Genomic DNA, 24,728 nt, shown 5'->3' on the forward strand with positions numbered 1-24,728 from the left:
TGACTGATTGAAACGACGCGGGAAGCATCAGTCCTGCAATCTGCATGTAGACACTGCTTCGTCCTGAGCTGCCAACTGCTTCTTGGCAAGAAGCAGATACTGCATCACGGGACGATTGGCCGGACACACGAAAGTACACATGCCACATTCAAAACAAGCTCCGACATGCTGTGATTGAGTACTTTCAAACATATTGAATTCGGCATACCGGGAGAGCATCCCGGGATGAATCCGGGCGGGACAGGCCAGAACACACTCGCCGCAGTTGATGCAGGGATTGGGCTGTACCGGAGGATAGAGCCCTTCCTGAACCAGGGTCACGGCGGTGCAGGTGGGTGCGATGCCTACGCCAAGATCACTCACGGCAACACCGCGCATGGGACCGTTCAAGGCCAGCTTCCATTCTGTTCCGTACGCCGTCCCTGTAGTGTCCAGCAGATCCTGCACCGTCATGCCTGTTGGCACGCGGTAAACCTTCTCGCCGACACTGACGGCGGCTTCCATGAGAGGCAGCTTGGTCATGGCCACAAGACCGATCCGGTACAGGGCCGAAACCGAGATGACATCGACATTGTCCGGTCTTTCGGCTCCGGTAGCGGCGTAAACGACAAGGGGATCGATGGTGGCCGGGTAAACGTCGCTGGCATAGACTGTGGTGCAGCCATGCAGGGAAAGCTGCTTGCCGTTGGCGACGACCAGTTTCACCACTCCGGGCTTGATGGCCCGTTCCAGAATCTGGAGACCGGCTTTCAGGACTTCCTGAGCGTCCTTCATGAGCTGCTCGCTGACCAGCACTCCGGGCTCGGGATTGAGGCCGTTTATGATCAGGTTGCGCGTCGCGTGAAACCTGCTCGTATCCACGCCCATTTCCAGCAGCTTGCGGCACAGTTCCTCGTTGCCGAGAGAATCCAGCTCGCTACATGGCTCGGGCCTCGGAGCGGCCACGGCCTCCTCCCCTTCCTTGGGCGCGGGGATGGGGCCTATGATGATGGCGTCGGGCTGAATGTCCTCGACGATGCCATCAATGGAAGAATGCACAAAGCCGATTCCGTAAGCGCCCTTGGTGGGATTTTCCGCGATGACCTGGCCGCGCCCCAAAATCTGCTTCTTTTTTACAACGGGTTTGTGTTTGCTCTCAATAGGAATCCTGACCCGCAAGGGGGCCGGCACTTCCTGCAGAGTGTCCTTGATCTCAACCGAGGTGTTCAGGCGTAGTTTCATCATGATGGTCTTACCTGGTATGACAGCGGGTACACGATTTTTCGCCAAAAGGTCCTTTGCCGGCCTCTTCGTGACACGTCATGCACTGATCGTGAAACGACTCCATGCGATGCGGCAAGGGCGTGGCGTCAGTATCGAAGTGGCAGGAATTGCAGGACGGCTGGAGGCTTCCAGCCTTACCGGGCAGCAATTCATGACATTCGTTACAACCTTCCAATTTTTCCTCATACATCTCGGCATGACAGCTTTCGCACTTGGCATGTACGGCATCGCGCAAGGCGGGCGTGTCGCCATCTGCTTTTTCGCCATGACACTGGTTGCAAGCACCCGGCTCGGCCTCGATGTCCGTGTCGTGATGGCAATCGGTGCAGCTCGAAGCATACTGCTCAGCATGGTCGTCATGACTGTAGACAAGCTTGCCCAGTTCGGCATGATGACAACGCGCGCAGGTCTCCTCGGGCAGACTGGTCTGGTGGTCCGAAGAGAACTTCGCATCAAATTCCGTCGCATGACATGAGCCACACGGCAGCGGAGTCAAACCTGGATTTTCACTCTCATGATGGCATTTGGCACAGTTGCCACCATCTTTTTCAACGTATTGCACGTGACGAGAATGGGTGAAGACAACATCGCCGCCCTTGTTGTCCAACCGAAGACGAACGGGCAGCTCTTCCGATGGGGCTGGTGCAAACTGACCGCCGAGGGCCAGAAGCGCCAACATACCGCAGACAATGGTGATGGGTACGTAACGTTTTTTCAAGACAGTGTCCTTGTGCTCCGGTTTGACGCAACTAAAGACAGGATGCTTCACTCAAGCATCCATCCCCACAAAACAACAACGCAAGGCAGCTTTTTCCCGTCAAAAGCCTGCTTAAACGGAACGCCTATTCAATTATCGATTTTTTGTAAACAGAAATCTGAAATGGGTTTTAAACTCAACTGTTTTGCTCAGAATACTCCCGTAAAACCCCGGTCTTCGGAAAGCCATGAGCGCCGTCGAAAATGACGTCTGGACCTCACCTTTTTTTCGCGACATGATAGAAGACTCATGCTTCAGGGCGACGTGGTCTGTTGTCCTGCCATCATCCGGGATCCAAGGCGTCCGGATCAATTTTTAGCGAATACGGTGTCACATGTTTATCGCTTTTCTCGCCCTTTGTGTCGGACTTGCCGTGCTTGTCTGGAGCGCGGACCATTTCATCGACGGCGCGGCCAGTGTCGCACGCCACTTCTCCATGCCACCGCTGCTCATCGGCATGATCATCGTCGGATTCGGGACTTCAGCCCCGGAGATGGTCGTCTCCGCGCTGGCCGCCGTGAACGGAACTCCCGGCATAGCCCTGGGCAACGCCTTTGGTTCGAACATTACAAATATTGCGCTCATCCTCGGTTTCACGGCCCTGCTCAAACCCATCGAGATCCACTCCCAGGTGCTGCGCAAGGAATTGCCCCTGCTCACGGCAATGACCGCCGTTACGGCATATCTCATTCACGAAGGCACCCTCTCCCGCTCCGACGCACTGATCATGCTGGCTTTTTTTGCCGGGGTCATGTTCTGGACCGTGCGTCAGGGCATGCAGACCCAGCCCGACGCCTTCGGGGACGAGATGGGAGAGGAACTGTGCGCAAAGTGCATGCCGCTGGGCCGCGCCTACTTCTGGCTGGCCACGGGCCTTGTGCTGCTCATCGCCAGCTCCCGCCTTCTGGTCTGGGGCGCGGTGGAGATCGCCCACGCCCTCGGCGTGAGCGATCTTGTCATAGGCCTGACCGTCGTGGCGCTCGGCACCTCGCTTCCGGAACTGGCGTCCTCGATAATCGCAAGCCGCAAGGGCGAACACGACATTGCCCTCGGTAATGTGCTTGGCTCCAACCTTTTCAACACCCTGGCCGTGGTGGGTATTGCCGGTGTCATCCATCCCATGGATGTCGAACCGGATGTCATCACGCGCGATCTGCCGGTCATGACCGCCCTGACCCTGTCCCTTTTCGTCATTGGTTTCAGATTCAAACGCCCCGGACGCATCAACCGCTATGCGGGCATGGCCCTGCTGGCCTGCTATGTCGGCTATACCGCCTTTCTGGTCAAAGCGACTCTGTTCCCTTGAAAATGAACGCAAAGAGGCCCGCAAACTTTCGCTTGCGGGCCTCTTTGCCAACTTTATTTCATTATTCACTTGGCCGAATGAAGATCCTCGCCAATCTCCTGCAACATCAGGCGGATGGCCGCGAGCTTGTCGCGATGTTTCCCATCCAGGCGCTGGTCCAGGTCCTCGGCGGCATGCGCCATGGCCTTGACTTGATTCTCCATGGTCATGAGCGATGTCCGTCTCGGGAGCGTACCAAGTTCAGTCACCTTGCCGTCCAGCGTGGCATGCCGGGCATCGAGGTCCAGCACGGCGCTGTTCAGCGATTTGAGCTCGTCGATCTCCCTGCCAAGCCCGGCCACATTCTGATGCAGGGCGTAAAAAAAGACAAAAAGAAGCAGGATGGTGCAGGCGGCAAGCCCCGCAGCCAAGCGATCCTTTCCAAATACGTCTTTTGATTCCATAGATGCCTCCCAAGCGGCACTCGCCGCAAAATGCCTTTTTCAGGCCACAAATCATAGCCGGACAAGGCGTCAGACTCAAACTCAGTTGATAAGAGCCTGCAAGGGTGCCGGGATGCCTCCACCCCGATTGATGAATCCAGCCGAAACACCGTTGCTGCGCACGGACATGATTTCTGCCTCGCCCAGCAATCCCCCGAAGTGGACCCGGTCGCCGGCCTTCTTCCCGGGAACGGGAATGAGGCGACACGCCGTGGTCTTCTTGTTGATCATGCCGATGGCCATTTCGTCGGCGATGATCGCGGACAGGGTCTCGGCCGTGGTGTCGCCCGGCAAGGCCACCATGTCGAGGCCCACGGAACACACAGCGGTCATGGCTTCGAGCTTTTCAAGACAAAGATGTCCGGCCGAGGCGGCGGCCGCGATGTTCAGATCCTCGCTGACCGGAATGAAAGCGCCGCTCAGGCCGCCCACGCGGGAACTGGCGAAGGCGCCGCCTTTCTTGACTGCGTCGTTGAGCATGGCCAGCGCTGCCGTGGAACCGGGCACACCGATGGCGCCCAGGCCCAGGGACTGGAAGATCTCGCCCACGCTGTCGCCGACATTGGGGGTCGGAGCCAGGGACAGGTCCACGATGCCGAACTCCACGGCCAGGATGCGTGCCACTTCGCGGCCGATGATCTCGCCCACGCGGGTGACCTTGTAGGCGGTGCGCTTGATCACGTCCGCCAGCTCTCCCAGATGCGCCCCCGGATTGTCCTGCAAGGCGCGATCGATGGCCTTCTTGACCACGCCCGGTCCGCTGACCCCGACGTTGATGACGGAACTGGCCTCGCCAATGCCCAGATAGGCCCCGGCCATGAACGGCACGTCCTCGGGGATGTTGGCGAAGACGACGAGCTTGGCGCAGCCCAAGCCGTCGCGGTCGGCCGTGCGCGCGGCGGCAGCCTTGATGGTCCGCCCCATGAGCGCCACGGCGTCCATGTTGATGCCGGCCCGGGTGGTGGCTACGTTGATGGACGAGCACATGCGGTGGGTGACGTCCAGGGCTTCGGGAATGGCGTCGATGAGCGCCAGATCGCCCTTGGCCATCCCTTTTTCGACCAGTGCCCCGAATCCGCCGATGAAATCGACGTTCACGTCCTTGGCGGCCTGATCCAGGGTCTTGGCCACCTCGACCATGCCACGGCTGTCGAAGGGAGCGGCGGCCACGGCGATGGGGCTGACCGAAATGCGCTTGTTGACGACGGGAATGCCGTAACGGTCGCCAACTTCGTCGCACACCGTGACCAGATCCCTGGCCAGGGTCGTTATCCGTTTATATATGGTGTCGGTAAATCTGGACAGATCGTGGGAAGCGCAGTCGAGCAGGCTGATGCCAAGGGTCACTGTGCGTACGTCCAGATTCTCGTTCTTGATCATGGACAGGGTGGAAAGAACCTCGCGGTCGTTGAGCATGCCTGGTCTCCTAAACTCTATGAATCGTTTCAAAAATGTCGCGGTGCTGGACCGAGACGTCAAGGCCGAATTTGGAACAGGTCTCCTGCATGACCCGCCGCAGATGGCGATGCTCCACACCCGAGGGGACATCGACCTCGAAGATCATGATCATCTCGTCCACGCCGTCATCCTGGGTGATGATGGCCCGGAAGTGAACCACGTTGCAGGCGAGCGAGGCGATGGCCTCGGTCACGGCGGCGATGGTGCCGGGCTTGTCCACGCCCCTGGTGGTTATGACGAAGGGCTGCGCGGCGGAAGCTGCAACCGGTGCCGAAGCCGCCATGGGGCGCAAATGGGCGCTGAGCTCCATGTCCTCAAGGGCGGCGTTAAGACTGCTCCCGATTTCATCCAGCGGATGGTCGTCCGGATTGAGAACGATGAAGATAGAAGCAAACTCGGTTTGCAGGATGGTCTGGCTGACATCTTCGATGTTGCAGCCATGGGTGAACAGGATGGTCGATATTTTTGCCAGGATGCCCGGCTTGTCTTTGCCGATGACCGACAGCACGAATTTATTCATTGATCCTCCAAATCGTGGGAAAGTCCTGGTCTATTGCTTGGGGCGCGGGCATGCGTCAAGCCTTATCCCCACACGGCTCTGGTCAAACAAAACGAGATAGGCTACGTGGCGGGCACCCTGATACATCAACCCCACCGAGGAAAAAATGGCACAAATAGGCACCCCCCTCTCCCCATCATCCACCAAAGTTCTTCTGCTCGGTTCCGGCGAACTGGGCAAGGAAGTCGTCATAGAACTGCAGCGGCTTGGCGTTGAAGTCATAGCCGTGGATCGCTACGAAAACGCCCCGGCCATGCAGGTCGCGCATCGCAGCCACACCGTCTCGATGCTGGACGGGCCGGCTCTGCGCAGGATCATCGAGGATGAAAAACCGGACTACATCGTCCCCGAAATCGAAGCCATCGCCACCGACACCCTGGTGGAACTGGAAGCCGAAGGCCACACCGTCATCCCCACGGCCCGCGCGGCGAAACTGACCATGAACCGTGAAGGCATCCGCCGTCTGGCCGCCGAGGAACTGGGCCTTGCCACCTCGCCCTACCGCTTCGCCGAGACCTATGAGGAATACCTGGCCGCAGTGGAAGCCGTGGGCACCCCGTGCGTGGTCAAGCCCATCATGAGCTCCTCCGGCAAGGGGCAATCCGTGGTGAGGATCCCGGCCGACGCCGAGAAATCCTGGAAATACGCCCAGGAAGGCGGACGCACGGGCAAGGGCAAGGTCATCGTCGAAGGATTCGTCGATTTCGACTACGAAATCACGCTGCTCACCGTGCGCCACGCCGGAGGCACATCCTTTTGCGCCCCTATCGGCCATTTCCAGAAAGATGGAGACTACCAGCAATCCTGGCAGCCGCAGCCCATGAACGAGGCGGCCCTGACCGAGGCCAGGCGGATGGCCCAATCCGTGACCGAAGCCCTGGGCGGACGGGGAATCTTTGGCGTGGAACTCTTCATCAAGGGCGACACCGTCTACTTCAGCGAGGTCTCCCCCCGCCCCCACGATACGGGACTGGTCACGCTCATCTCCCAGGACCTTTCGGAGTTCGCGCTGCACGCCCGCGCCATCCTCGGCCTGCCCGTGCCAAACATCCGCCAGCATGGCCCCGCCGCCTCCAGTGTCATTCTGGTTGAAGGCGAATCGCGGCAGGTGCTGTTCGGAAATCTTGAGGCGGCCTTGAGCGAACCGGATACGGATTTGCGCCTTTTCGGCAAACCAGAGGTCAGCGGCAAGCGGCGCATGGGTGTGGCCCTTGCCCGAGACGAAAGCCTGGAAAAAGCGCTGGAAAAGGCCAAGAACGCCGCGTCGGCGGTCACGATCCAGCTTTAGAAAACAGCCCGTGATCAGAGCTGCGGATTTGTGTATCCACAGTCCTGATCATGACTCTTCGATGACGATGGCTTCGGGCTTGTTTACGAGCCCTGAGCCCTTGTAATCCGAGATGGCTTGCACTAGGAATTCACGGTCCTGGCGATGTCCGCCATAACATTCTTACGGCAAGATCCCGCCATGCTTCGGTTCAACCCGCGCAAACGGATCGCCCCCTTTGTCCGCCAAGGAGACAACATGTTGAAAAAAATGATTTTTATTGTTTGCTTCGTACTTGCTTGCAGCACCGCCTACAGCGGAGAAAAAGAACATCGGGCACTGGCCGAAGAGCTGATCAAGATCACCGACGGCGACACGGTCATGGAAAAGATGAAAGCCCAAGTGACCATGATCTTCCAGCAGATCGCGTCCCAGATGAACATCCAGGAAGCCGACAAACCCAAGCTGGAAAAATACTCAGCCCGCTTCGACGCCATCCTGAAGGAAGACATGTCCTGGGAAAAGGTTAAGACGCAGTATCTGGATCTCTACACCTCCGTTTTCACCGAGGAAGAAACCAAGGGTCTGGTCGACTTCTACAAATCCGATCTGGGCAAGAAGGTCACCGCCAAGATGCCCGAACTCATGCAGCAGAGCATGACCGTGGCCCGCACCTACATGCAGGGTGTCGTGCCCAAGCTCGAAGAATTGACCGAGGAAATGCGTGTGGATTTCGAAGGCGCAGCAGCCCCAGAGGCTCCTGCCCAGACGGCTCCGGCTCCGAAGCAGTAGACCATTCCGTCCGACCAAGAAAAAGAAGGCTCCCCCGCATAACGGTGGAGCCTTTTTTCATGCCGTCAGGACAGCAGAGTGCGGATCTCTCGCCGCGCGGCTTCAAGAAACCGCGGATACTTCTCCTTGACCGGCTCGGAAAGCTCCATGGACCATTCGCTGATTGTCAGCGGTTCGATGCCGATGACCATGAGTTCCGGCTTGTTGCCCAGCAACTCGGCCATTTTCAGGGAATCGAGAAGATCGATGTCGTGAAGGGACAGGCGCTGCTGATAATTGTCCCGCAAATTGTCTTCCGTGAAACGATAGACCGTCCCCGGTTCCCGCCCGCCCTTGACGGTATCAAGGACAAGCACACGCTCATATTCCTGAAAAATATAAAAAATATCCTGCGTGAAGGTGGCCCCATCCAGGAAATCGACCTTTTCCGGATCCCATTCCTCCTCCAGAGCAAGATCCTTGACCGCGTGCACACCAGCGCCGTCGTCAGTCAGAAGCAGATTGCCCACTCCAAGAACCAAAAGTCGTTTCATGCCATGTTCTCCAGATCCAACGTTCTCCCGGCGTCAGTCACATTCATGACTTCCATGCCGGGCGCACTAAAAAAAAGGGCCGGTTTCCCGGCCCTTCATGGTTCAGTCAATCCGCGTTAGTCAATGTTGACAACGTGTTCTTCACCGGTCTCAGCGTGCAGCACGTGCACGGCACAGCCCAGTCACGGGTCGTAGGAGCGCACCAGGCGCCCCACATTAACGGGATTCTTGATGTCGGGAACCGGCACACCGATGAGGGCTTCCTCGATCGGGCCGCGCTGTCCCATGTCATCCCTGGGGTTGGCGTTCCAGAGAGTCGCGGACACGATCTGATAGTTCTCGATCTTCTTGTCCTTGATCTTCAGGAAGTGCAGCAGTGAGCCGCGGGGAGCTTCCGTGAATCCGGTGCCTTCTGCGGCGTCCGGAATCTCGGACTTGACGTAGGTCTCGGCGCCGGGCTGAACCTGCTTGAGCCATTTTTCAACGGCCACTGCGGTAAGCCAGGTTTCTTCAGCACGAGCCACGTGGCGGCCCATGATGGAGAAAGCCTTGTCGCCCAGATCGCGGAAGTTCTTGGCTTCGATGCCGTAAAGTTCCTTGAGCAGTTTCTGGCCAACGGGGCTGAGCTCGGGGTTCTGGACCCACATGCGGGCCAGCGGACCGACTTCGCAGGGCTTGTCCTTGTAACGGGGAGCCTTGACGAAGCTGTACGCACCGGGTTTGTCCGGGTTGGGATTCGTTTCACCGACGCTGTAGTGCAGGCCGCCGGGAGCGGAATGGTCAAAGAAGGAATGTCCGACATATTCCTTGACCAGCTTGGAATCGAATTCCTCGTCCTTGCCGTCGATATATACGCCAGGCTTGAGCAGGAAGGTCTTGTAATCATCGTCTTCGGGGAAAACGCCGAAGGCGATGACGTTCTTCCAGCCGATGCCGGTCTCGAACAGATCCGTGTAAACGGAACCCAGGGTGTAGATCAGAGGCAGATATTCCTCGATCACGAACTTCTGGACTTCCTTGAAGCGGGCCGCGTATTCCGCGACTTTGTCCGCCGTGGGAATCTCGGTTGCACCGCCCACGACCATGCCCTGAACATGAGGCATGCGACCGCCGAACATGGCGACCATCTCATGACAGATGCGGCGGATTTCAAGCGCCTTCAGGTACTGGTTCAAGCCGTAGGTGTTGGTTGCATCGGCCTTGGCCCCGTCCTTGATGCGATCCGTCAAAAGATCCGCATTGGCGTAACGGGGAACAAAGGGAGAGACATCGGGACCCTTGACGTAATCCAGGGCGGCCAGGTGATAGAAATGCAGAATATGAGACTGCAGATAGTTGGCGCCGAAGATCAGGTTACGGGTGATGCGGCCGTTGGTGGTTACTTTGACGCCGAAGGCGTCGTCCTGGGCCATGACGGAAGCCGTACAGTGCGCCGTGGGGCACACGCCGCAGATACGCTGTACGATCTGGGAAGAATCCCTGGGATCGCGGCCGCGCAGAATCTGCTCGAACCCGCGGAACATTCCGCCGGAACACTTGGCATCGACGACCTTGCCGTCCTTGACTTCAACCTCAATCTTGAGATGACCTTCAACCCGGGTCAACGGATCGATGGAAATCTTAACTTTCCCGTCAGCTGCGGGAGTAGCTGCTTGTGACACGTGCGTCCTCCTTGATTATTCCGCTACATAGAAAGGAGACTTTCCGTCCGGAAAGTCCGGTTCCACACAGCCGATACACACGGCGTTCTCGACACACCAGTTGATGCCGTTGTTCCAGCGACGCTTGGCGCAATCGGCATAGGTGGACGGACCCTTGCAGCCAAGTTCGGCCTTGCAACCGGGCTTGGTGAAGGTTTCCGCGAATTCGGAGTTGTCGTATTTATCAAGATACGGACAGTTCTCGTGGATGTTGTCGCCGAAGAACAGCATAGGACGTCCGTCATCATCCAGTTCGGGCAGGGGATGCTCGGTGGGATTCAGGACGTGGCTCCATGCGGCAACCAGCGTGCCGACCATCCAGTCCGGATGGGGCGGACATCCGGGCACGTTGACCAGCAGTTTTTCGATCTTCTCATCGGCAAAGAAGTCACGCACACTCTTGGAGCCGGTGACGTTGCCTTCGGCGGCGGGAATGCCTCCGTAAGCGGAACAAGTGCCCACGGCCACGGTGGCCAGGGACTTGGGTGCCAGATCCCGGATCAGTTCCATCATGGTGACTTCATGATGATGCCCCTTGGCATCCAGAGTTTCACCGACAATGCAGTAGCGACCTTCCTTGGCGGTGGGGATGGCACCTTCCACCAGCAAGAAAAAGTTGCCGTTAAACTTTTCAGCAATTTCGTACATGTGCGCCAATGCCATCTCACCTTCACTTGCCATGACGGTGGGATGGAACTCAAGGCTGATCACATCCAGCAGAATCTCCTTGATTCTGGGATGGACTGCATTGAGAAGAGAAACGGAGCAACCAGTACAACCCTGTCCCTGTACCCAGATGACCGGAGCTTTTTTGGCCCCTTCGGTCATGGCGTGCACGATGCCCGGATGATAAATCTGGGAAATTCCCAATCCGGCGACACCTGCGGAGCACAGTTTTACGAACTCACGTCTGCTAAGACTCATACCCTCCTCCTTCAAAAAGGTAATAGCGTGCAGAGACTTCGGCCTTTTTTTCACGAGCGATCAGATATCCTTAAATTTCTTGATATGTCAACGGACTTTGGATCGAAAATCATGATCGCGATAATCTGTTCGCCACAACATGGACAGCGTGCGACTTGTTAACTTTTTCACATGCGTCGTACCTGAAAAATATTACACATCTTAAAATCGTAACACTAGCGCTTCTTCGTTTCAAATGACTGAAGCGCAAGACGCTACACTCAGAAGTGCAAGCTTCCTAAAAAATGACTTCGATTAATTTTCTGTTCAGGCGACGTTTCGATACATGCAAGCTGCGAGGCAATGTTTTCAGTCACGGCGTGGAAAATAGGCGTGTGTCGAGTTGTGCTGCCATAAAAACTGGTGGATGTGATAGCCGTCGGAAAAGAAAGTCACCGACCCTAGAATGGGTTCCGGAGAACCAGGATTTTCTCCGTAGACATAGATGAAGCGGTTGAACCGAAAAAGCGGACGTCTTAGCCCCATGGACTCGGCATGCAGGATGAGATGTCCGCTTCCCGCACGATCATCCTCGATCCAAACCTTCCCGGCCTTGCCCATGGAATATTCGCCGATGTAATTCTCCTCCACGAATTCCTCCGTGGCCACGCCATGCATGAAGCGTGATTCCGCGCCATGTTTGAGAGCGTCTTGTCCCGATTCATTGGCCAGCACGGTCACTCCGGTGCGAGGAACGACTTGCCCTATCGGCACGGCGCTCTTGGCGACCGTCCGAGACACAGGAACGGGATCATGCACGACTTCCGGCGCTGACACATTCTGGACGCGAGATTTCGGCTTTGCGCGGGGCACGGTTTTTTCCGGCATGGTTTTCTCCGTAACAGCACTACGAACCGAGCGATCGAGGGTGACAGGCGCGGACATTTTTACATCCGGGGAAGGAACTGGAACCGACCGTTCCGTCTCGGCCACAGGGACCTCCACAGGAGCAGGCGCGACTAGCGGCTCGGCAGGAGGGGTTGGGGCGGGCGTGACAATGTCCAAAAGAATGAGCCTGTCCTGAATCAACTCCTGCACAGGCCGAAAATCAGCAATCCAGCCACCGAAAACATGCAGAAGCAGCGACAAAATAACACAGCCTGATAATTCAAATTTTGTGATGCCGAAAATATGACCAGCCTGTGCAGGTCCATGTGATTTGCTTTCCGAAACATCCTGATCGGAACCAAAAAAAGCCTGAAAACTCGTCACGGAAGGAATCATGTTGTTCTTTCCTCCGACCCGTGATAATTTTAAAAGAATATCAAAGCGTTCCACGGGAGGCGGATATGCTGAAGCTGTTCTTGACAATGCTCATAATGTGCACTGCAACATCCGACGCTGCTGCAACTCTAACAATAAGCATCGTTCACAGCTATCACAAGGAGTACGCCTGGGAGCAAAGTTTGACCAGCGGCCTTTTGGACACCTTGCCCCAAAACGCGACTCTCGATCATTTCTATCTGAATACCAAGCGCCTGCCCAAAACCCAGCACGAGGAGCGAGCAAAAGAAGCCTTGCGTCACCTAACGTCAAGCCGGCCTGACCTGATCATCCTCTGCGACGACAATGCGGCCAAGTATCTGGGTCCGCACCTCAAAAACAAATCGATTCCGGTTGTTTACTTGGGGCTCAACCGCAATCCCAGAGATTACGGCCTCTTTCCGGCCAACAACATGACCGGGATTCTTGAACGCCCCCTGCTCAAGCGTTCGCTGCACTCCATGTGCCGCCTGGTCAATACGGAAGACACCAAGGTGCTCATTCTCTTTGACTCGGACTCCACTTCCGATGCCGTCCTGCACGAGGCTTTCAAGGGTGAAAAGTCTTTTAATCTTGGCAAGGTACGCGTGGAACTCAAACAGTTCGAATTGCTGGAAGACTGGCAAAATGCGCTGCTGAATGCCAAATCCGAGGGCTTTGACACCGTTTACATCGGCCTCTACCATACATTGCGCAACGGCATGGGCGAGCACGTACCGGATGAAAAGGTGATCGCCTGGGCCAGCGCCAACGCCCCCGTGCCCATTTTCGCTTTTTGGGATTTCGCGGTCGGCGAGGGAAAGACTATTGGCGGGTATGTACTGAACGGTCGCGACCAAGGTCTGGCAGGCGGCCAGATAGTGTCGGAAATTCTCAGCGGCGTCGCGCCTGCGGAAATTCCACCACGCTCCGCAAAAGAAGGCTCTTACAAGTTCAGCATCCATGAGATGACGCGATTCGGCATCGTGCTGCCGCAAAAAATCAGGGAACAGGCAGTTCTGGTGCCTTGAAGCATGATGAAACCGCGCGCCCGAAAGGGCCTCCCGGAACCACATCTTGACCCGGAGCGGGTCACTCATTACCAGCCTTGTCCATGAGCATAAAAAACGCCGACCAAAAAAAGCAGCATATTCTGGATCATGAATCGCAACTGGCCAACCAGTTGGCCTTGCAGGTTCTTGAAAAGCCCAAACCTCCCATCTGGATGATCTTTGTCCCAATCTTCTTTGTCTTCTTCGTGCAGAAGATGAACCAGTACAAAAGCGGTCTGACGGAATTCGTGGATAACTACCTCAAATCACGACGTTACGCCCTGGAAGCGGCATTGGAAGCCGAAGAGACCGGAAGGCCGGCCAACGTGGCCGGACTTGTGGAAAAAGTGGGCAACATTCCGGAACAGGCAAAGCCTCTTTTCGCGGAATGGATGAACGTCCTGGTGGACCACTACCGTTTGCTGCTGACCTCACAAGGCAACAGCCATTCCAAGCTGGTCCGCGACGGCTATCAAAGCAAGACGAATTATCTTCTGTTCTGCAATTGCCTGAACAAGGCCGAAAATGCATACAGCATGGCTCTTCTTCCTGAAATGGACGGAGACAACCAGGACCTGCATCACGTCATCCAAAAAATAAACGTCTGCGTCACGAATCTTCGCCGCCAGGATGCCGACACAATTTTCTCCTAAACACAAAAGCGCAACAGACACCTTAAAAAAAGACCGCAATCCGGTCTCGCTTCAAAAATCACCACTTGAAAGGGGCAATACCGTATTACAATATGGTATTGCCCCTTTCATTTAAGAATAATTCTTCTCTATGACCTATATAAGCGCACAAAACAATTCATGATACACGCATCCACTTTGCGAATGACTACAAATTTTAGCCTTGACCGTCTTTGACGCTACACTCGCACTCGTCAATACAACATGAAATTCATTTTCTTACGGCAATATATCCGAATTTTTTGCGAAGCCTGCGCATCATCAGGAGATAAATCCGATTTGAGTTGATTCAAGTCGAAAAAAAATCTACCGTCAGCTATCCACATCAACCTCTTTGCGACTGATCCACCAATCAGCACATACACGCACTGGAGTTGACAACACTGATGAACACACCGTGCACGGAAGAAAAAAAGCGAATTATTCTAGATCAAGAAACCAAAATGGCGAACCGGCTTGCGTTGATGGTCCTGGAAAAACCCGAACCACCCTTTTGGGCCAGTTTCATCCCCATGGTCTTCGTTTTCTATGCTCATAAATTGAAGCAGTATTCATCTGGGCTAGACGAATTCGCCCACAACTATCTGACTCTTCGGAGGAATGCCCTGGAAAGCGCCATGGCGGCCAAAATGGCGGATTCAGTAGTGAACGTCGACAAGCTATTGGAAAACGCAGGAGACATGCCCCCACCCGCCAAACCCCATTACCTCAGATGGATTACCCTGCTCACGGCCCACTACCTGTTGCTGCTGAATTCTCAAGGGAACTGCCATGCGACGCTGGTTCGCAGTGGATACGAAAACAAAGCCGCCTACCAGTCTTTTTGCGCCTGCTTCATCGAGGCGGAACAGGATTTCAACCTTGCACTGCTGCCGGGAATCGAGGGAGAGGCTCAGGATCTTTTCGAAGTCGTCCAAAAGATGAACATGGGCATAGCCAGCCTGACCCTTCATGAAGCCGAAATGATTTTCCCCCCGGACACGCAGGCCTTGAAGTCGGCCTCCTGACAAATCACAGCATCTCTTGCATCTGAGTAAAAAAATCCCCACGCTCAAAAGCCGGAGCATGTGCTTTTTCCAGTCGGTCCAGGCTCGCAAGAAACCCTTCCCACCCCTCGATTTCCTCGATTTTGCTCCTGTCGCAAAAGATCTTGAATCGCGTTCCCTTGGGACATTTTGTCAGATTTATCTCGAAGCTGTGGCCCTGGTTGTACACTGTCCAATGTGCCGACCAACTGCTCCGGTCGCCCTCGGTCTTCTTGTATTTTTCAAAAAAAGCCTCGAATATTTCGACAATTTGTTTTCCATCCATCTTTTACTCCTTTCGATCCTGCATGTTTTTCGGCCAGTTGCATTCCCACGGAAGAAAAAAGCATTTTCCCCGCTCTTCGGCAACCCCCAAGCGGAGACTTGCCCTTTGACCAGCTTCGGGCGTATTGGTAGGACCAATTTCACGGGAGAAAAACTGTGACAATATCCATCAGACAAAAAAGAATCTACGAAGAAATCACAACACGTCTGCAAACAATGGTGCAAAACGACGATCTCAAACCTGGGGACCGCCTGCCACCGGAGCGTCAACTTGCCATAATGTTTGGAGTTTCTCGAAATTCTGTGCGGGAGGCAATCAAAAGCCTGGAGCAGCACGGTGTTTTGATCAGCAAGCCAGGGGCAGGCACCTACATTGCCGAAAACAGCCAGGCAAACCTGGCCATGGCCATGGGAGACGCCTTTGCACGAGAGAGGCACCGTCTGGACGATATCTTTGAACTGCGCCTCCTGCTTGAACCTCAAATCGCCCATCTGGCCGCCCAGCGCATCACGAAAAAGGAGCTCCAAAAAATGCAGTCGCTTATCAGCGCCTACACAAAAAACATGCGGGATGGTCTCCCCGTCTATTTCTACGATCAGGCGTTTCATGACGCCATTGCTGCCGCAACGGGCAACCAGTCCATCACGCTGCTCATGGACCAGATGCACGAACTGCTGCGCGAAAGCCGGGACGAAGCGCTGCAATCATCCGTTCGCAGCGCCAAATCGCTGGAGGATCATCAAAAAATCCTGGAGGCCTTGAGCATGCGCGATCCGGAGCGTGCCCGGGAAGCCATGACGGACCACCTCAAGCATACCAGGGAAATTGTTTTCACTTCAACCACGGGAGAATGAAAAATGAAGGAAGTACGTAAAACAGCCCGCGACCTGATGACCGGCTACTGTCGTGTCTGCCCTGTCTGCAACGGCAAGGCATGCGCCGGAGAAGTTCCGGGCATGGGTGGACTCGGCACCGGATCGGCCTTCATGGCCAACGTGCAGGCCCTGGCCAAAATCACCTTCAACATGCGTCTGGTGCATGAAATCACCGAACCCGACACCAGCACCAGCATCCTTGGAATGAACCTGTCCATGCCCGTCATGGCGGCCCCCATCGGAGGCATATCATTCAACATGGGAGGCAAACGCACTGAAGAGGAATACATCAAGGCCATCATTGACGGGAGCAAGCAGGCAGGAATCATCGGTTGCACAGGAGACGGAGTGCCGCCCGTCATCCACGAATCGGGCCTGGCTGCCATCACGGCCGCCGGAGGACACGGCATTCCCTTCATCAAGCCGTGGGAAGACGCCGAACTCTACGAAAAACTGGCCAAGGCCAAGGACAGTGGAGCCACGATCGTAGGAATGGACATCGACGCGGCCGGCCTCATCACCTTGCGCAAAATGGGGCGTCCTGTTTCACCAAAATCGGTGGACACGTTGCGGGAAATAATCGCCAGGACCGGAGTGAAGTTCATCATCAAGGGCATCATGACACCGGAAGACGCCGCGTTGGCCCTGCAGGCCGGCGCTGATGCCATAGTGGTTTCCAACCATGGCGGACGAGTGCTTGATCACACGCCGGGAACAGCCGAAGTATTGCCGGCCATAGCCGAGCAAATGAAAGGAAAGCTGGGAATAATCGTGGACGGCGGGATACGGGCCGGAGCCGACGTGCTCAAGATGCTCGCGCTGGGAGCGGACGCGGTCATGGTCGGCAGGCCGTTCAGCATCGCGGCCATGGGCGGTCTGACCGAAGGCGTTGTCGCCTACAGCGAAACGCTTCGCACCGAACTCATACAGGCCATGGTCATGACCGGCACTGAATCAGTGGCGAAGATTTCCCCTGCGCTGCTCTACGGCAAGGCTTAAAAAAAGGGCCGGAAAACCGGCCCTATCCTCTATATTTCAACCCGGTCTCGTAAACCGGCAACCCGCGCTCCGGAATTTCCTTGCTCCAGCATACAGCCACTGGGTAGCGATCGAATTCGCCCATGGAGGTCTCAGGGGAGTAACCTTCTAGGGAGAGCTCAAGCTTGGCGTCCTTCTGGATGGGCGTACGGGTTTTAAGGCACAGGCCACCGTCGCTGTAGTTGATCAAACGGGCATACTGGGTCTTGTTCTGCCCTTCGTAGACATAACGGACAGGCACCAGGCAATCTTTTCGAATATGCATGCGCTTGTTTTCAGACATTGGATCCCTCCTCGCGTTTTGCCCTGATCCTCATGGATCAGGAGTGAAACTCTCACAATTTGGACAGGTAATTTCATAGCCGATTCCAGCAGAAGAGGCAAATATTCTATTCCTGAAAATATCTTCAAAAAAAACTTGCCATTTGCAAACCTGCTCTATATTAACCGACTTCGCTTTCGGGGCAACTCAAAGCGAATACGGCGAGGTAGCTCAGACGGTTAGAGCATGCGGCTCATATCCGCAGTGTCGGGGGTTCAATTCCCTCCCTCGCTACCATAAAAAAATTAGGACTCCGGCTAGTTAGCTTGAGTCCTTTTTTGTTTCTCAACGATTTGGTCAACTATTGGTCAACTATGTGATTTCTGACCAGCGCAATTTATTCCCTACCAGAATGTAGCCCGGACAATCGCTGCCCCCCCCAAAGCCAAAAACAGCTCACAAATATTAATCGTTTTTTTCACCCTCCCCCCATGAAAAATGCCCCAAAACACCGTTTTTAAGGGGGGGGGAGGCAAATTATGCAAAACTAGACCTTCAAACCCAGCGCACGCCATTCGAACAGCTAAGTAGTCGACACTGATAATATGACAATATGTTGAAATAAATTGAAATTTACTCAGAAATATTGTATTTCAAATAACCAGTGACGCAGTGCAAAAGCGTTATTCTGGTCGATCCGAGGTTACCAACGATGCAGCCCAAAAAAACGGACTGTCAGCGCAGCTTCCTCAGCCCAGATCTCATCGAACAACTTGATTGTGAATCGGCATGGAATAATGACCCACCTATCGCAGTAATCGGCATCGAAAATTGACCTACCCCGGCAAGCCCTTCAAAGGTCGTTCGACTGAACGACTTGAGGGGGACGAGGAGATGCTGACGGTGGAGACGATACGCAAGATCAAGCTGGCCCATGGCCGAGACGAGAAATCGATCGGACAGATAGCCAGGAACTTCAACCTGAGCCGGAACACGGTCCGCAAGGTCCTCTGGTCCGACGCGACCAGGTTTGAATACCATCGTAAGGTCCAGCCCATGCCGAAGATGGAAGGGTTTACGGACTGGGTCGTCGAACAGTTGAAGCACGACGCCAAGCAACCCAAGAAGTATCGGTGCACGGCCAAGCCCGTCCGATTGATGGCCGGGTTTCTCATCCTCAAGCAGCTTGATAACTTGAGCGAGGAGTACGTCGCCGAGACCTGGGTCCAGAATCCATATTTCCAGGCTTTCTGCGGCCAGCAGCGTTTCGATACGGGCAAAATTTACAGCCTCCATGAGCCAGACGTTTCCTGCATCAGCAAAGCAAGGCACATAAGAAATACGAGTTCGGCGCGAAGGCATCCGTGACCGTGACCAAGATCAGTGGCATCATCGTTGGCGCACTGTCCTTCCCGGACAACCCCTTCGATGGTAATACCCGCCCCGCAGTGCTGAGCCAGGTCGAGAGTATCATCGGTAAAAGGCCGACCATGGCGATCTGCGACCGTGGCGATTCCGTGAACCAGTTCATGGCCCGCGCGACCTTCAACTTCCGGAAGTTCATCCGGATACTTTATTTTTTGTGCCTCAAATTCCTTGAGCATGGGCTTCGACCCAACGTTCAGCCAGTTCAAGGCTGCGCCTGACGCTGCGTTTTAACAGTTTTTCAGGGACGACTAAGTACTTCAGTTATCTTGCGTGGACCTGACTACACACAACATGCTTTTTCAAAAACAAAAACCTCGTCAAATGACGAGGTTTTTGATGGTGCTAGCTGCAAACTGTAATCGAAAAACCAAGGAGCCAAACACTCCTTGAGCATACATAATAAACTTAACACAAATTCTGGAAGTTTACTATTGGGACCCACTCTTCGACTAATTCGGACCCACCAGAAAGAAGGCGCTTCTTTGTTTTCTTACAGCTAAGCCACTTGTTGTCCTCCATCCAGAATAGTAGGCGATCACATTTCGTTTTACTGAAACCCAGAACGCGACGAAAATTTTCTGCTTCGAATTTTCTTTGCAAAGCATGGGATTGCCATTCTGCGATACTTTTAATGAGAGGCAATGCTTCCTTCAAACGTTCTTCCCACGGCCCCCTATGGAGGATACTGATGGCTTGGTATGCAAAGAATATAGCCAACCGACAGGCTCTAGTCATTGTGTTCCCATCAATAGCCAAGTTATCAACGTTCATCGAATCCATAGAATGAAGCGTCATAGCGAGTCGCACAGCTTGCACATCAAGCTTTCCAGCGATATCCTGATGTGCCTCGAATTCCATCTTAAATCCCTGCATCCTGGTCACGTATTCTTTGAAACGCATGAGTACGTTCTGCGCATCGACGGAAAGGTGAAAGATAGGCGCCTCCCCAGTTAACGATTTGCAATTCTCGGTGCGAACAAACACACTTTCAAGATGTTCTGCTAACCAGCATTCACTCTCTTCCGACACGCTGCCAATCCCTGTCCGTGGTTGTATATTCTGTTCAAGATAAGGTAACAAACGTGCGATTAAACCAATCGCTTGAAAGCCTTTATTTAGCAAAACTTGAAGCAAAGGATCTACTTGCCACATCGCAAGCATCAGTATGAAAGTTTTTTCAACCCAATACTGTTTCTTTTTTGTAATATCCTCAACTGATTCGTTGGACCACGATCTTAAGATTGGTGAAAGCTTGGATAAAGGAACAGTGTTCAATTCAGAAAGAATTCCACCTTCTGCATCAATACAAATTCCATACCCGCCTCGGCAACTCATCTCTTTGACAAATGACTGAATAGACATAGATCCTAGAATAGGTGAACATGGAATAACACATTCTTCTTCTTCCTTCATCAGTTCAGAAATTTCCTTTGAAGATTTATCCCTCTCTGTAATGCTTCTTGAGTTAGAACTTTTTTTAGAAATTTTCTTAATACTTTTCTCAATAATAATACGACGTGCAATACGGCGCCTTTCTTCTTCAGGACTTAAAAGTATATGCGTGCGAATAAGTCTCTCAAGAAGTGGGAGAAATCGACCGACAATTGGACTTTTTCCAGCGCTTGGTGGTGCACCGATAACAAAAAATAGAGATAAAAAGATACGGTAATTTTTTGATATAACACACTGTGAACCTATCTGCGCAGCAGCAAATATTGACATCAACGTGATAGATACAATTTCTTCAGACGAGCCCAACTCCGCTGCTAATTCAGTCGCATATTTACTGGCGCTACTACCGATCGCTAAATATGGAGACAATGGAGAAAATTCACCAATTATGACTGGTGGATTAAGCATCTTCCGCCTCCTCTAAATACTTTGCAAACCAGCGAAGAAATGCTTCCCGCTCGTACGCGACTTTATTTTTGAACCTCATTTTTCCTTCCGGACCCGTGCGAAGCGCGTCCCAATTCGCCAACGTCCTGGAATTTAATAATTTTCCAGTTTGCCGCTCAATCTCCTGCCGTGTGATAATTGGCGGCAACGACTTCCTCAAAGACTCCAATAATTGATCCTTCATAACAGCACCTCCGTTATTGTTAGGAACGGGGGGTAGTCATGAAGTTTAAGGAAGTATTGACAGGTTTTTCTTTTATTTTTTCTAAATAAATTGGTACAATACCATGCAGCGCTTTGCCGACATCATCTCAGCTCTTGCGGCAAAGTCACGCATGCTAGTTCCACCTTAACGAGACTGGGAAAAATCAGGAAATGGCGGCTGGGTTGAGCAGGTCAATGGCTAGGAAGGCAAGTTGATAGGAGCTGATTTTTGAAAAGCACGCAGGATCTAATAGTTTACAGCATTGTGAATATAATTGCTCGATAATTTCTATAAATCACTAAATTTTAGCACTTCCATTTTTTCTACAGACATTTTTGCAAGATTATAAAGCCTTAATATAGACGAATACTCTATATTGTCATATATTTTTAATGATTTGATTTTTCTAGCCTTTTCAATTGCGTCTGAAAGTTTAAATTTATGAAAATGCACTTGATCCCAAATCCACAAACCCGCAGCTCTTTTATGAAACGGAACATTCTCGTATCCAGGAACCATTAAATACTTTGATACCTTAATTGTATCATCTGTAAGCATAAATTTTACTGGATCGTACCAGTTTCTGTAAGCAGACAAATTATACTTCAAAATCGTTTTTAATTTACTTTTATCTTGAATAATTGATTTGTTATAAAAACAAATTTGAACATCTGAATTCTCGCGAACTCCAGCAACATATGCGACTTTACCTTTTAATGCCATATTTATTAACCCGATAATGCGCTGATAAATTTTTTCAATTGTTTCTTTTTCGTTTAAACAATCAATGTATACATATACAGCATTTTCAGATTTTTCTTCGACAAAATACTGCTTTCCATTTCTATCTTTGTAATGAAAATCAGGATCTAACTTCTTCTCCATAAGAAAAGAATTTTGAAAAAAAGGAAATTCACCATGCTGACTAACATAATCAGCTATAAGACACTCTGCCTTTTCAATTGGATGAATTGCTATTAAATCCATCGGAAAAAAACCATATTTACGCGCATCAGCATGCAAAATATTAATACTTTCAATCTCTCTTTCGCCAAGGCAATCAACCAACTCCCAAAGATCAAATCCAAATCCTGTATTATCATCTATGCGATATTTTGGATCATCGAGATATGCATAATTGTGATATGCGATTATAACTTGCTCCAAATATTCATACATATCGTTTCTTGGCGCTAACTCATCACCATCAATTCCAAGTGCGACGTCAGCATGATACATCACAAATTGTGATGCATGATCAACCAAATCTACACCACATGACGACTTTATAAAATAATATTCTTGGATAGATTTTCTATCACGAATATCTAAAATATATTTTCTTTTTGTATATTCACATCTCCAAAACTCTGATTCGAATATTTTTTTAAATACATCTTCATTTTTATTTACTAATACAGAATAATCTGGCCGATTCTTTGGCATTTTAAACTCATGCTTATCAATTATTATAATCAGTACACAAATATAAACAAAACGACTATCACTGTTAAGACGCTAGCCTTTATCATTTTCGGCGTAAGATATTCTTCAGACTTCAGTTTTGAGACGTTCAAGCGCACGAGAAAGCCATATGTGGACGATTTGCCATTCCAGACAAAGCAGCGGTATCAAGCCCCCTGAAAATTGTTCGCTGGAATTGGCACTGGCCAGAATCACGCGACATCGCCAGCGAGACCGCCCCCCAAGCCTACCAAAAATCCTCTTCGAACGATTCCCCTCCGCGCAGACCACGGAAGACATGCGAACCCTCATGCCGTAGCACGTGGACAAATCCCTCCTGCCAAGCCTCCCCAAGCCCAAGCCGCGTAAAAAGTAAAACACCTGCGCTTATTGCAGCTCAATCGCCACCATGGAAGATGGTGGCGATTGATCGGTTACGATCTCCGCAAAGAACCTCGCGGCTTCAAACCTTGAACTGCTTCATCAGTTTGTCCAGCTGCACCGCCAAGGCCGCCAGGTTCTGGGCGCTGTCCTGGACCTGACCGGACGCGTCGCCGACCTGTCTCGACTGCTGGTTGATGCCGGAAATGTCGCGGCTGATGTCGGCCACCACGCTTGAGGCCTGGGCAACGTTCTGATTGACTTCCGTGATTCCCATAGACGCTTGGGAGATGTTTCCGGCAATGTCGTTGGAGGTGACGGACTGCTCTTCCACGGCCGTTGCGATGCCAGTGATAACCTCGCTGATTTCGGCAATGATGCGCGAGATACTTTCAATGTCCATGACCGTGGTGGCGGTGGTCGTCTGCATACCCTCGATCTGCTCGCGGATATCACCGGTCGCGGCTGCGGTCTGTCTGGCCAGCTCCTTGATCTCATTGGCGACAACGGCAAAACCCTTGCCTGCATCCCCGGCCCGGGCCGCCTCGATGGTCGCATTCAGAGCTAACAGATTGGTCTGCTCCGAAATGTCGTTGATCATCTGGGTCACCCGGCCGATCTTTGTGGCGGACTCACCCAGTGCGCCCATTTTTTCCGTGGCCAGCTGTGACTGCTGAACTGCGGACGCGGCGATGGCTCTGGCCTTGTCCGTGCTCTGGGCGATTTCACTGACCGTGGCCGTCATCTGCTCCGCCGCTGTGGCAACCATCTGCACGTTACCGGACGACTGTTCCATGGCGGCCGAGACCGAATGGAAATTGGCGCTCATCTCCTCGGCCGCAGCGGCCACGGTGGACGCCCTGGACGATGTATCGCGAGCGGACGAGGTCAGCTGCTTGGACACGGCGGCAAGTTCGCCGGAAGACGAACTCAAGGTGGCCACGTCGCCGATAATATCGCGGATCATGGAGCTGAGCTGGCCAACCATGGTGTTGAGCGACGCGGCCATGTGGCCGATTTCGTCTTTCTGAGCGATGTCGAGTTTGGTCGTGAAATCACCCTTGGCCATGGCCGCAGCCAATTCCGAGGTTTGATGCACCGGTCCGGTAATGGAGCGCACCAGAAAAAAGGCCATGGCAACGCTCAGAGCCAAGGACGCGCCAAGTATCGCCAGAATCATGGCCACGGCGGCGCTGGCTTGTTCGTCAGCGTGCACCGCCGCTTCCTGGGCACCCTCCTCCATGACACTAACCAGATCATTCAGGGATTGGAGGTAGGTATTCTGGGCTTCGCGCAAATCGCCGAACATCAGCTTCCGAGCGTCTTCAACGCGCCCGGCCACCGCCAGCTGTAAATACTTCTCAGAAACCTCGACATATCGTTTCCGAAGCTCCGCACTGACCTTTACTTGCTCGGCGCCTTTGGGATCGGAGACAGTCCTGGTCAAAACATCAAAGAGTTCCCCTACTTTCCGACGGCTCTCGGCAATCCGCTTCAGTTCGCGCTCCTGCCGGTCCTTGTCGGGATCAATAATGATATTGCGCAGTCCGCGGGCGATGACATTGACATTGTGCATGATGTCGTTGGCTTGACAAGCTTTGAGCATGAGGTCGTCGCTGATCAGATGCAGATTGTCCTGCAGAACCTTGACCGACCTGAGTCCGTACAGCCCGACAACCGTCATGAGGAGCAGGAGAATTCCAAAACCGAAAAAAAGTCTGGTGCCAATCTTGATATTTTTAAACACTATGCGTTGCCTCCGTTACGATAAATTTCCAAAAAACGGTCCTGTTGTAAAA

At 53.1% G+C, this 24,728-nt stretch carries 23 protein-coding genes, 1 tRNA gene and 2 pseudogenes; 11 read left to right on the forward strand and 15 right to left on the reverse strand.

The genetic code is table 11. The features are described from left to right. Positions 1-27: 27 nt before the first annotated feature. Together BMZ24_RS12685 and BMZ24_RS12690 are read right to left on the reverse strand one after the other, a co-directional pair. Positions 28-1,224 carry a 4Fe-4S dicluster domain-containing protein gene (locus BMZ24_RS12685; RefSeq protein ID WP_092192857.1) on the reverse strand — a complete coding sequence of 399 codons (1,197 nt, stop codon included), beginning with the start codon at positions 1,222-1,224 and terminating at the stop codon, positions 28-30. Positions 1,225-1,231: 7 nt separating this feature from the next. Next, entirely contained in the window at positions 1,232-1,981 is a 750-nt protein-coding gene (locus BMZ24_RS12690) for a cytochrome c3 family protein (RefSeq protein WP_092192859.1), read from the reverse strand. Between the two features lie 373 nt (positions 1,982-2,354). Between BMZ24_RS12690 and BMZ24_RS12695 the strand changes: the two genes are divergently transcribed. Then, positions 2,355-3,326: a calcium/sodium antiporter gene (locus BMZ24_RS12695; protein ID WP_092192861.1), complete on the forward strand. Its 972-nt coding sequence runs from the start codon at positions 2,355-2,357 to the stop codon at positions 3,324-3,326. A gap of 65 nt (positions 3,327-3,391) precedes the next feature. Here the strand turns inward: BMZ24_RS12695 and BMZ24_RS12700 are convergent, their stop codons facing one another. The 3 genes from BMZ24_RS12700 to BMZ24_RS12710 all read right to left on the reverse strand — a co-directional run bounded on the left by BMZ24_RS12700 (position 3,392) and on the right by BMZ24_RS12710 (position 5,786). Next, positions 3,392-3,769 carry a hypothetical protein gene (locus BMZ24_RS12700; protein WP_092192863.1) on the reverse strand — a complete coding sequence of 126 codons (378 nt, stop codon included), beginning with the start codon at positions 3,767-3,769 and terminating at the stop codon, positions 3,392-3,394. Between the two features lie 81 nt (positions 3,770-3,850). Continuing rightward, positions 3,851-5,224, reverse strand: a complete 1,374-nt coding sequence (locus BMZ24_RS12705; protein ID WP_092192865.1) for a PFL family protein — start codon at positions 5,222-5,224, stop codon at positions 3,851-3,853. Positions 5,225-5,234: 10 nt separating this feature from the next. Next, positions 5,235-5,786, reverse strand: coding sequence for a glycine cleavage system transcriptional repressor (locus tag BMZ24_RS12710; protein ID WP_092192867.1), 552 nt, complete (start codon positions 5,784-5,786; stop codon positions 5,235-5,237). Between the two features lie 145 nt (positions 5,787-5,931). Here BMZ24_RS12710 and purT point away from each other — a divergent pair, with 145 nt between their 5' ends. Together purT and BMZ24_RS12720 are read left to right on the forward strand one after the other, a co-directional pair. After that, entirely contained in the window at positions 5,932-7,113 is a 1,182-nt protein-coding gene (gene purT / locus BMZ24_RS12715) for a formate-dependent phosphoribosylglycinamide formyltransferase (protein WP_092192869.1), read from the forward strand. 237 nt (positions 7,114-7,350) lie between these two features. Continuing rightward, entirely contained in the window at positions 7,351-7,884 is a 534-nt protein-coding gene (locus BMZ24_RS12720) for a DUF2059 domain-containing protein (protein ID WP_161949152.1), read from the forward strand. 65 nt (positions 7,885-7,949) lie between these two features. On the opposite strand, the gene hysD is transcribed toward BMZ24_RS12720, so the two are convergent. The 4 genes from hysD to BMZ24_RS19495 all read right to left on the reverse strand — a co-directional run bounded on the left by hysD (position 7,950) and on the right by BMZ24_RS19495 (position 12,358). Further along, positions 7,950-8,417: a NiFeSe hydrogenase maturation protease gene (gene hysD, locus BMZ24_RS12725; RefSeq protein ID WP_092192873.1), complete on the reverse strand. Its 468-nt coding sequence runs from the start codon at positions 8,415-8,417 to the stop codon at positions 7,950-7,952. 116 nt (positions 8,418-8,533) lie between these two features. After that, positions 8,534-10,078 carry a NiFeSe hydrogenase large subunit HysA gene (gene hysA / locus BMZ24_RS12730; RefSeq protein ID WP_092192875.1) on the reverse strand — a complete coding sequence of 515 codons (1,545 nt, stop codon included), beginning with the start codon at positions 10,076-10,078 and terminating at the stop codon, positions 8,534-8,536. A 15-nt stretch (positions 10,079-10,093) separates the two neighbouring features. Then, complete coding sequence (gene hysB, locus BMZ24_RS12735; RefSeq protein ID WP_092192877.1) at positions 10,094-11,041, reverse strand: NiFeSe hydrogenase small subunit; 948 nt, start codon at positions 11,039-11,041, stop codon at positions 10,094-10,096. 348 nt (positions 11,042-11,389) lie between these two features. Continuing rightward, complete coding sequence (locus BMZ24_RS19495; protein WP_143077904.1) at positions 11,390-12,358, reverse strand: hypothetical protein; 969 nt, start codon at positions 12,356-12,358, stop codon at positions 11,390-11,392. A gap of 11 nt (positions 12,359-12,369) precedes the next feature. On the opposite strand from BMZ24_RS19495, the gene BMZ24_RS12745 reads away from it, so the two are divergent. The 3 genes from BMZ24_RS12745 (at position 12,370) to BMZ24_RS12755 (ending at position 15,073) form a co-directional block, all read left to right on the forward strand. Next, positions 12,370-13,353, forward strand: a complete 984-nt coding sequence (locus BMZ24_RS12745) for an ABC transporter substrate-binding protein (RefSeq protein WP_092192881.1) — start codon at positions 12,370-12,372, stop codon at positions 13,351-13,353. Between the two features lie 83 nt (positions 13,354-13,436). Next, complete coding sequence (locus tag BMZ24_RS12750) at positions 13,437-14,027, forward strand: NF038143 family protein (protein ID WP_092192883.1); 591 nt, start codon at positions 13,437-13,439, stop codon at positions 14,025-14,027. A 413-nt stretch (positions 14,028-14,440) separates the two neighbouring features. Beyond that, positions 14,441-15,073, forward strand: coding sequence for an NF038143 family protein (locus tag BMZ24_RS12755; protein ID WP_143077905.1), 633 nt, complete (start codon positions 14,441-14,443; stop codon positions 15,071-15,073). 4 nt (positions 15,074-15,077) lie between these two features. Here the strand turns inward: BMZ24_RS12755 and BMZ24_RS12760 are convergent, their stop codons facing one another. After that, positions 15,078-15,377, reverse strand: coding sequence for a hypothetical protein (locus BMZ24_RS12760; RefSeq protein ID WP_092192887.1), 300 nt, complete (start codon positions 15,375-15,377; stop codon positions 15,078-15,080). 155 nt (positions 15,378-15,532) lie between these two features. Here BMZ24_RS12760 and BMZ24_RS12765 point away from each other — a divergent pair, with 155 nt between their 5' ends. Both BMZ24_RS12765 and BMZ24_RS12770 read left to right on the forward strand, forming a co-directional pair. Further along, a complete protein-coding gene (locus BMZ24_RS12765; RefSeq protein WP_143077906.1) occupies positions 15,533-16,231 on the forward strand; it encodes a FadR/GntR family transcriptional regulator in 699 nt (232 codons plus the stop codon). Positions 16,232-16,234: 3 nt separating this feature from the next. Beyond that, positions 16,235-17,251 carry an alpha-hydroxy-acid oxidizing protein gene (locus BMZ24_RS12770; protein WP_092192891.1) on the forward strand — a complete coding sequence of 339 codons (1,017 nt, stop codon included), beginning with the start codon at positions 16,235-16,237 and terminating at the stop codon, positions 17,249-17,251. Between the two features lie 22 nt (positions 17,252-17,273). On the opposite strand, the gene BMZ24_RS12775 is transcribed toward BMZ24_RS12770, so the two are convergent. Next, the gene (locus BMZ24_RS12775) at positions 17,274-17,573 is read right to left on the reverse strand and encodes a PilZ domain-containing protein (protein ID WP_092192893.1); all 300 of its coding nucleotides are present in this window, start codon (positions 17,571-17,573) and stop codon (positions 17,274-17,276) included. Between the two features lie 199 nt (positions 17,574-17,772). Here BMZ24_RS12775 and BMZ24_RS12780 point away from each other — a divergent pair. The 3 genes and pseudogenes from BMZ24_RS12780 to BMZ24_RS20180 form a co-directional block, all read left to right on the forward strand. Further along, positions 17,773-17,849 (forward strand) — tRNA-Met (locus tag BMZ24_RS12780). A 768-nt stretch (positions 17,850-18,617) separates the two neighbouring features. Then, a pseudogene (locus tag BMZ24_RS20580) lies at positions 18,618-18,752 on the forward strand (hypothetical protein); the annotation flags it as partial. Between the two features lie 57 nt (positions 18,753-18,809). After that, positions 18,810-19,198 (forward strand): annotated as a pseudogene (locus tag BMZ24_RS20180) (IS5/IS1182 family transposase); the annotation flags it as partial. A 187-nt stretch (positions 19,199-19,385) separates the two neighbouring features. Here BMZ24_RS20180 and BMZ24_RS12795 read toward each other — a convergent pair. The 4 genes from BMZ24_RS12795 to BMZ24_RS12810 form a co-directional block, all read right to left on the reverse strand. Then, positions 19,386-20,840 (reverse strand): DUF3987 domain-containing protein, encoded by a 1,455-nt coding sequence (locus BMZ24_RS12795; protein WP_092192899.1) that lies wholly within the window; start codon positions 20,838-20,840, stop codon positions 19,386-19,388. Continuing rightward, positions 20,833-21,063, reverse strand: a complete 231-nt coding sequence (locus tag BMZ24_RS12800; protein WP_092192901.1) for a hypothetical protein — start codon at positions 21,061-21,063, stop codon at positions 20,833-20,835. Before BMZ24_RS12800 ends, BMZ24_RS12795 begins: the two co-directional genes overlap by 8 nt. Positions 21,064-21,372: 309 nt before the next feature. Further along, the gene (locus tag BMZ24_RS12805; RefSeq protein ID WP_143077907.1) at positions 21,373-22,530 is read right to left on the reverse strand and encodes a hypothetical protein; all 1,158 of its coding nucleotides are present in this window, start codon (positions 22,528-22,530) and stop codon (positions 21,373-21,375) included. A gap of 481 nt (positions 22,531-23,011) precedes the next feature. After that, positions 23,012-24,676, reverse strand: a complete 1,665-nt coding sequence (locus BMZ24_RS12810; protein WP_092192905.1) for a methyl-accepting chemotaxis protein — start codon at positions 24,674-24,676, stop codon at positions 23,012-23,014. Positions 24,677-24,728 lie beyond the last annotated feature (52 nt).

The sequence above is a fragment of the Desulfomicrobium norvegicum genome (assembly GCF_900114595.1).
In the GTDB taxonomy this organism is placed as follows: Bacteria; Desulfobacterota; Desulfovibrionia; order Desulfovibrionales; family Desulfomicrobiaceae; genus Desulfomicrobium; species Desulfomicrobium macestii.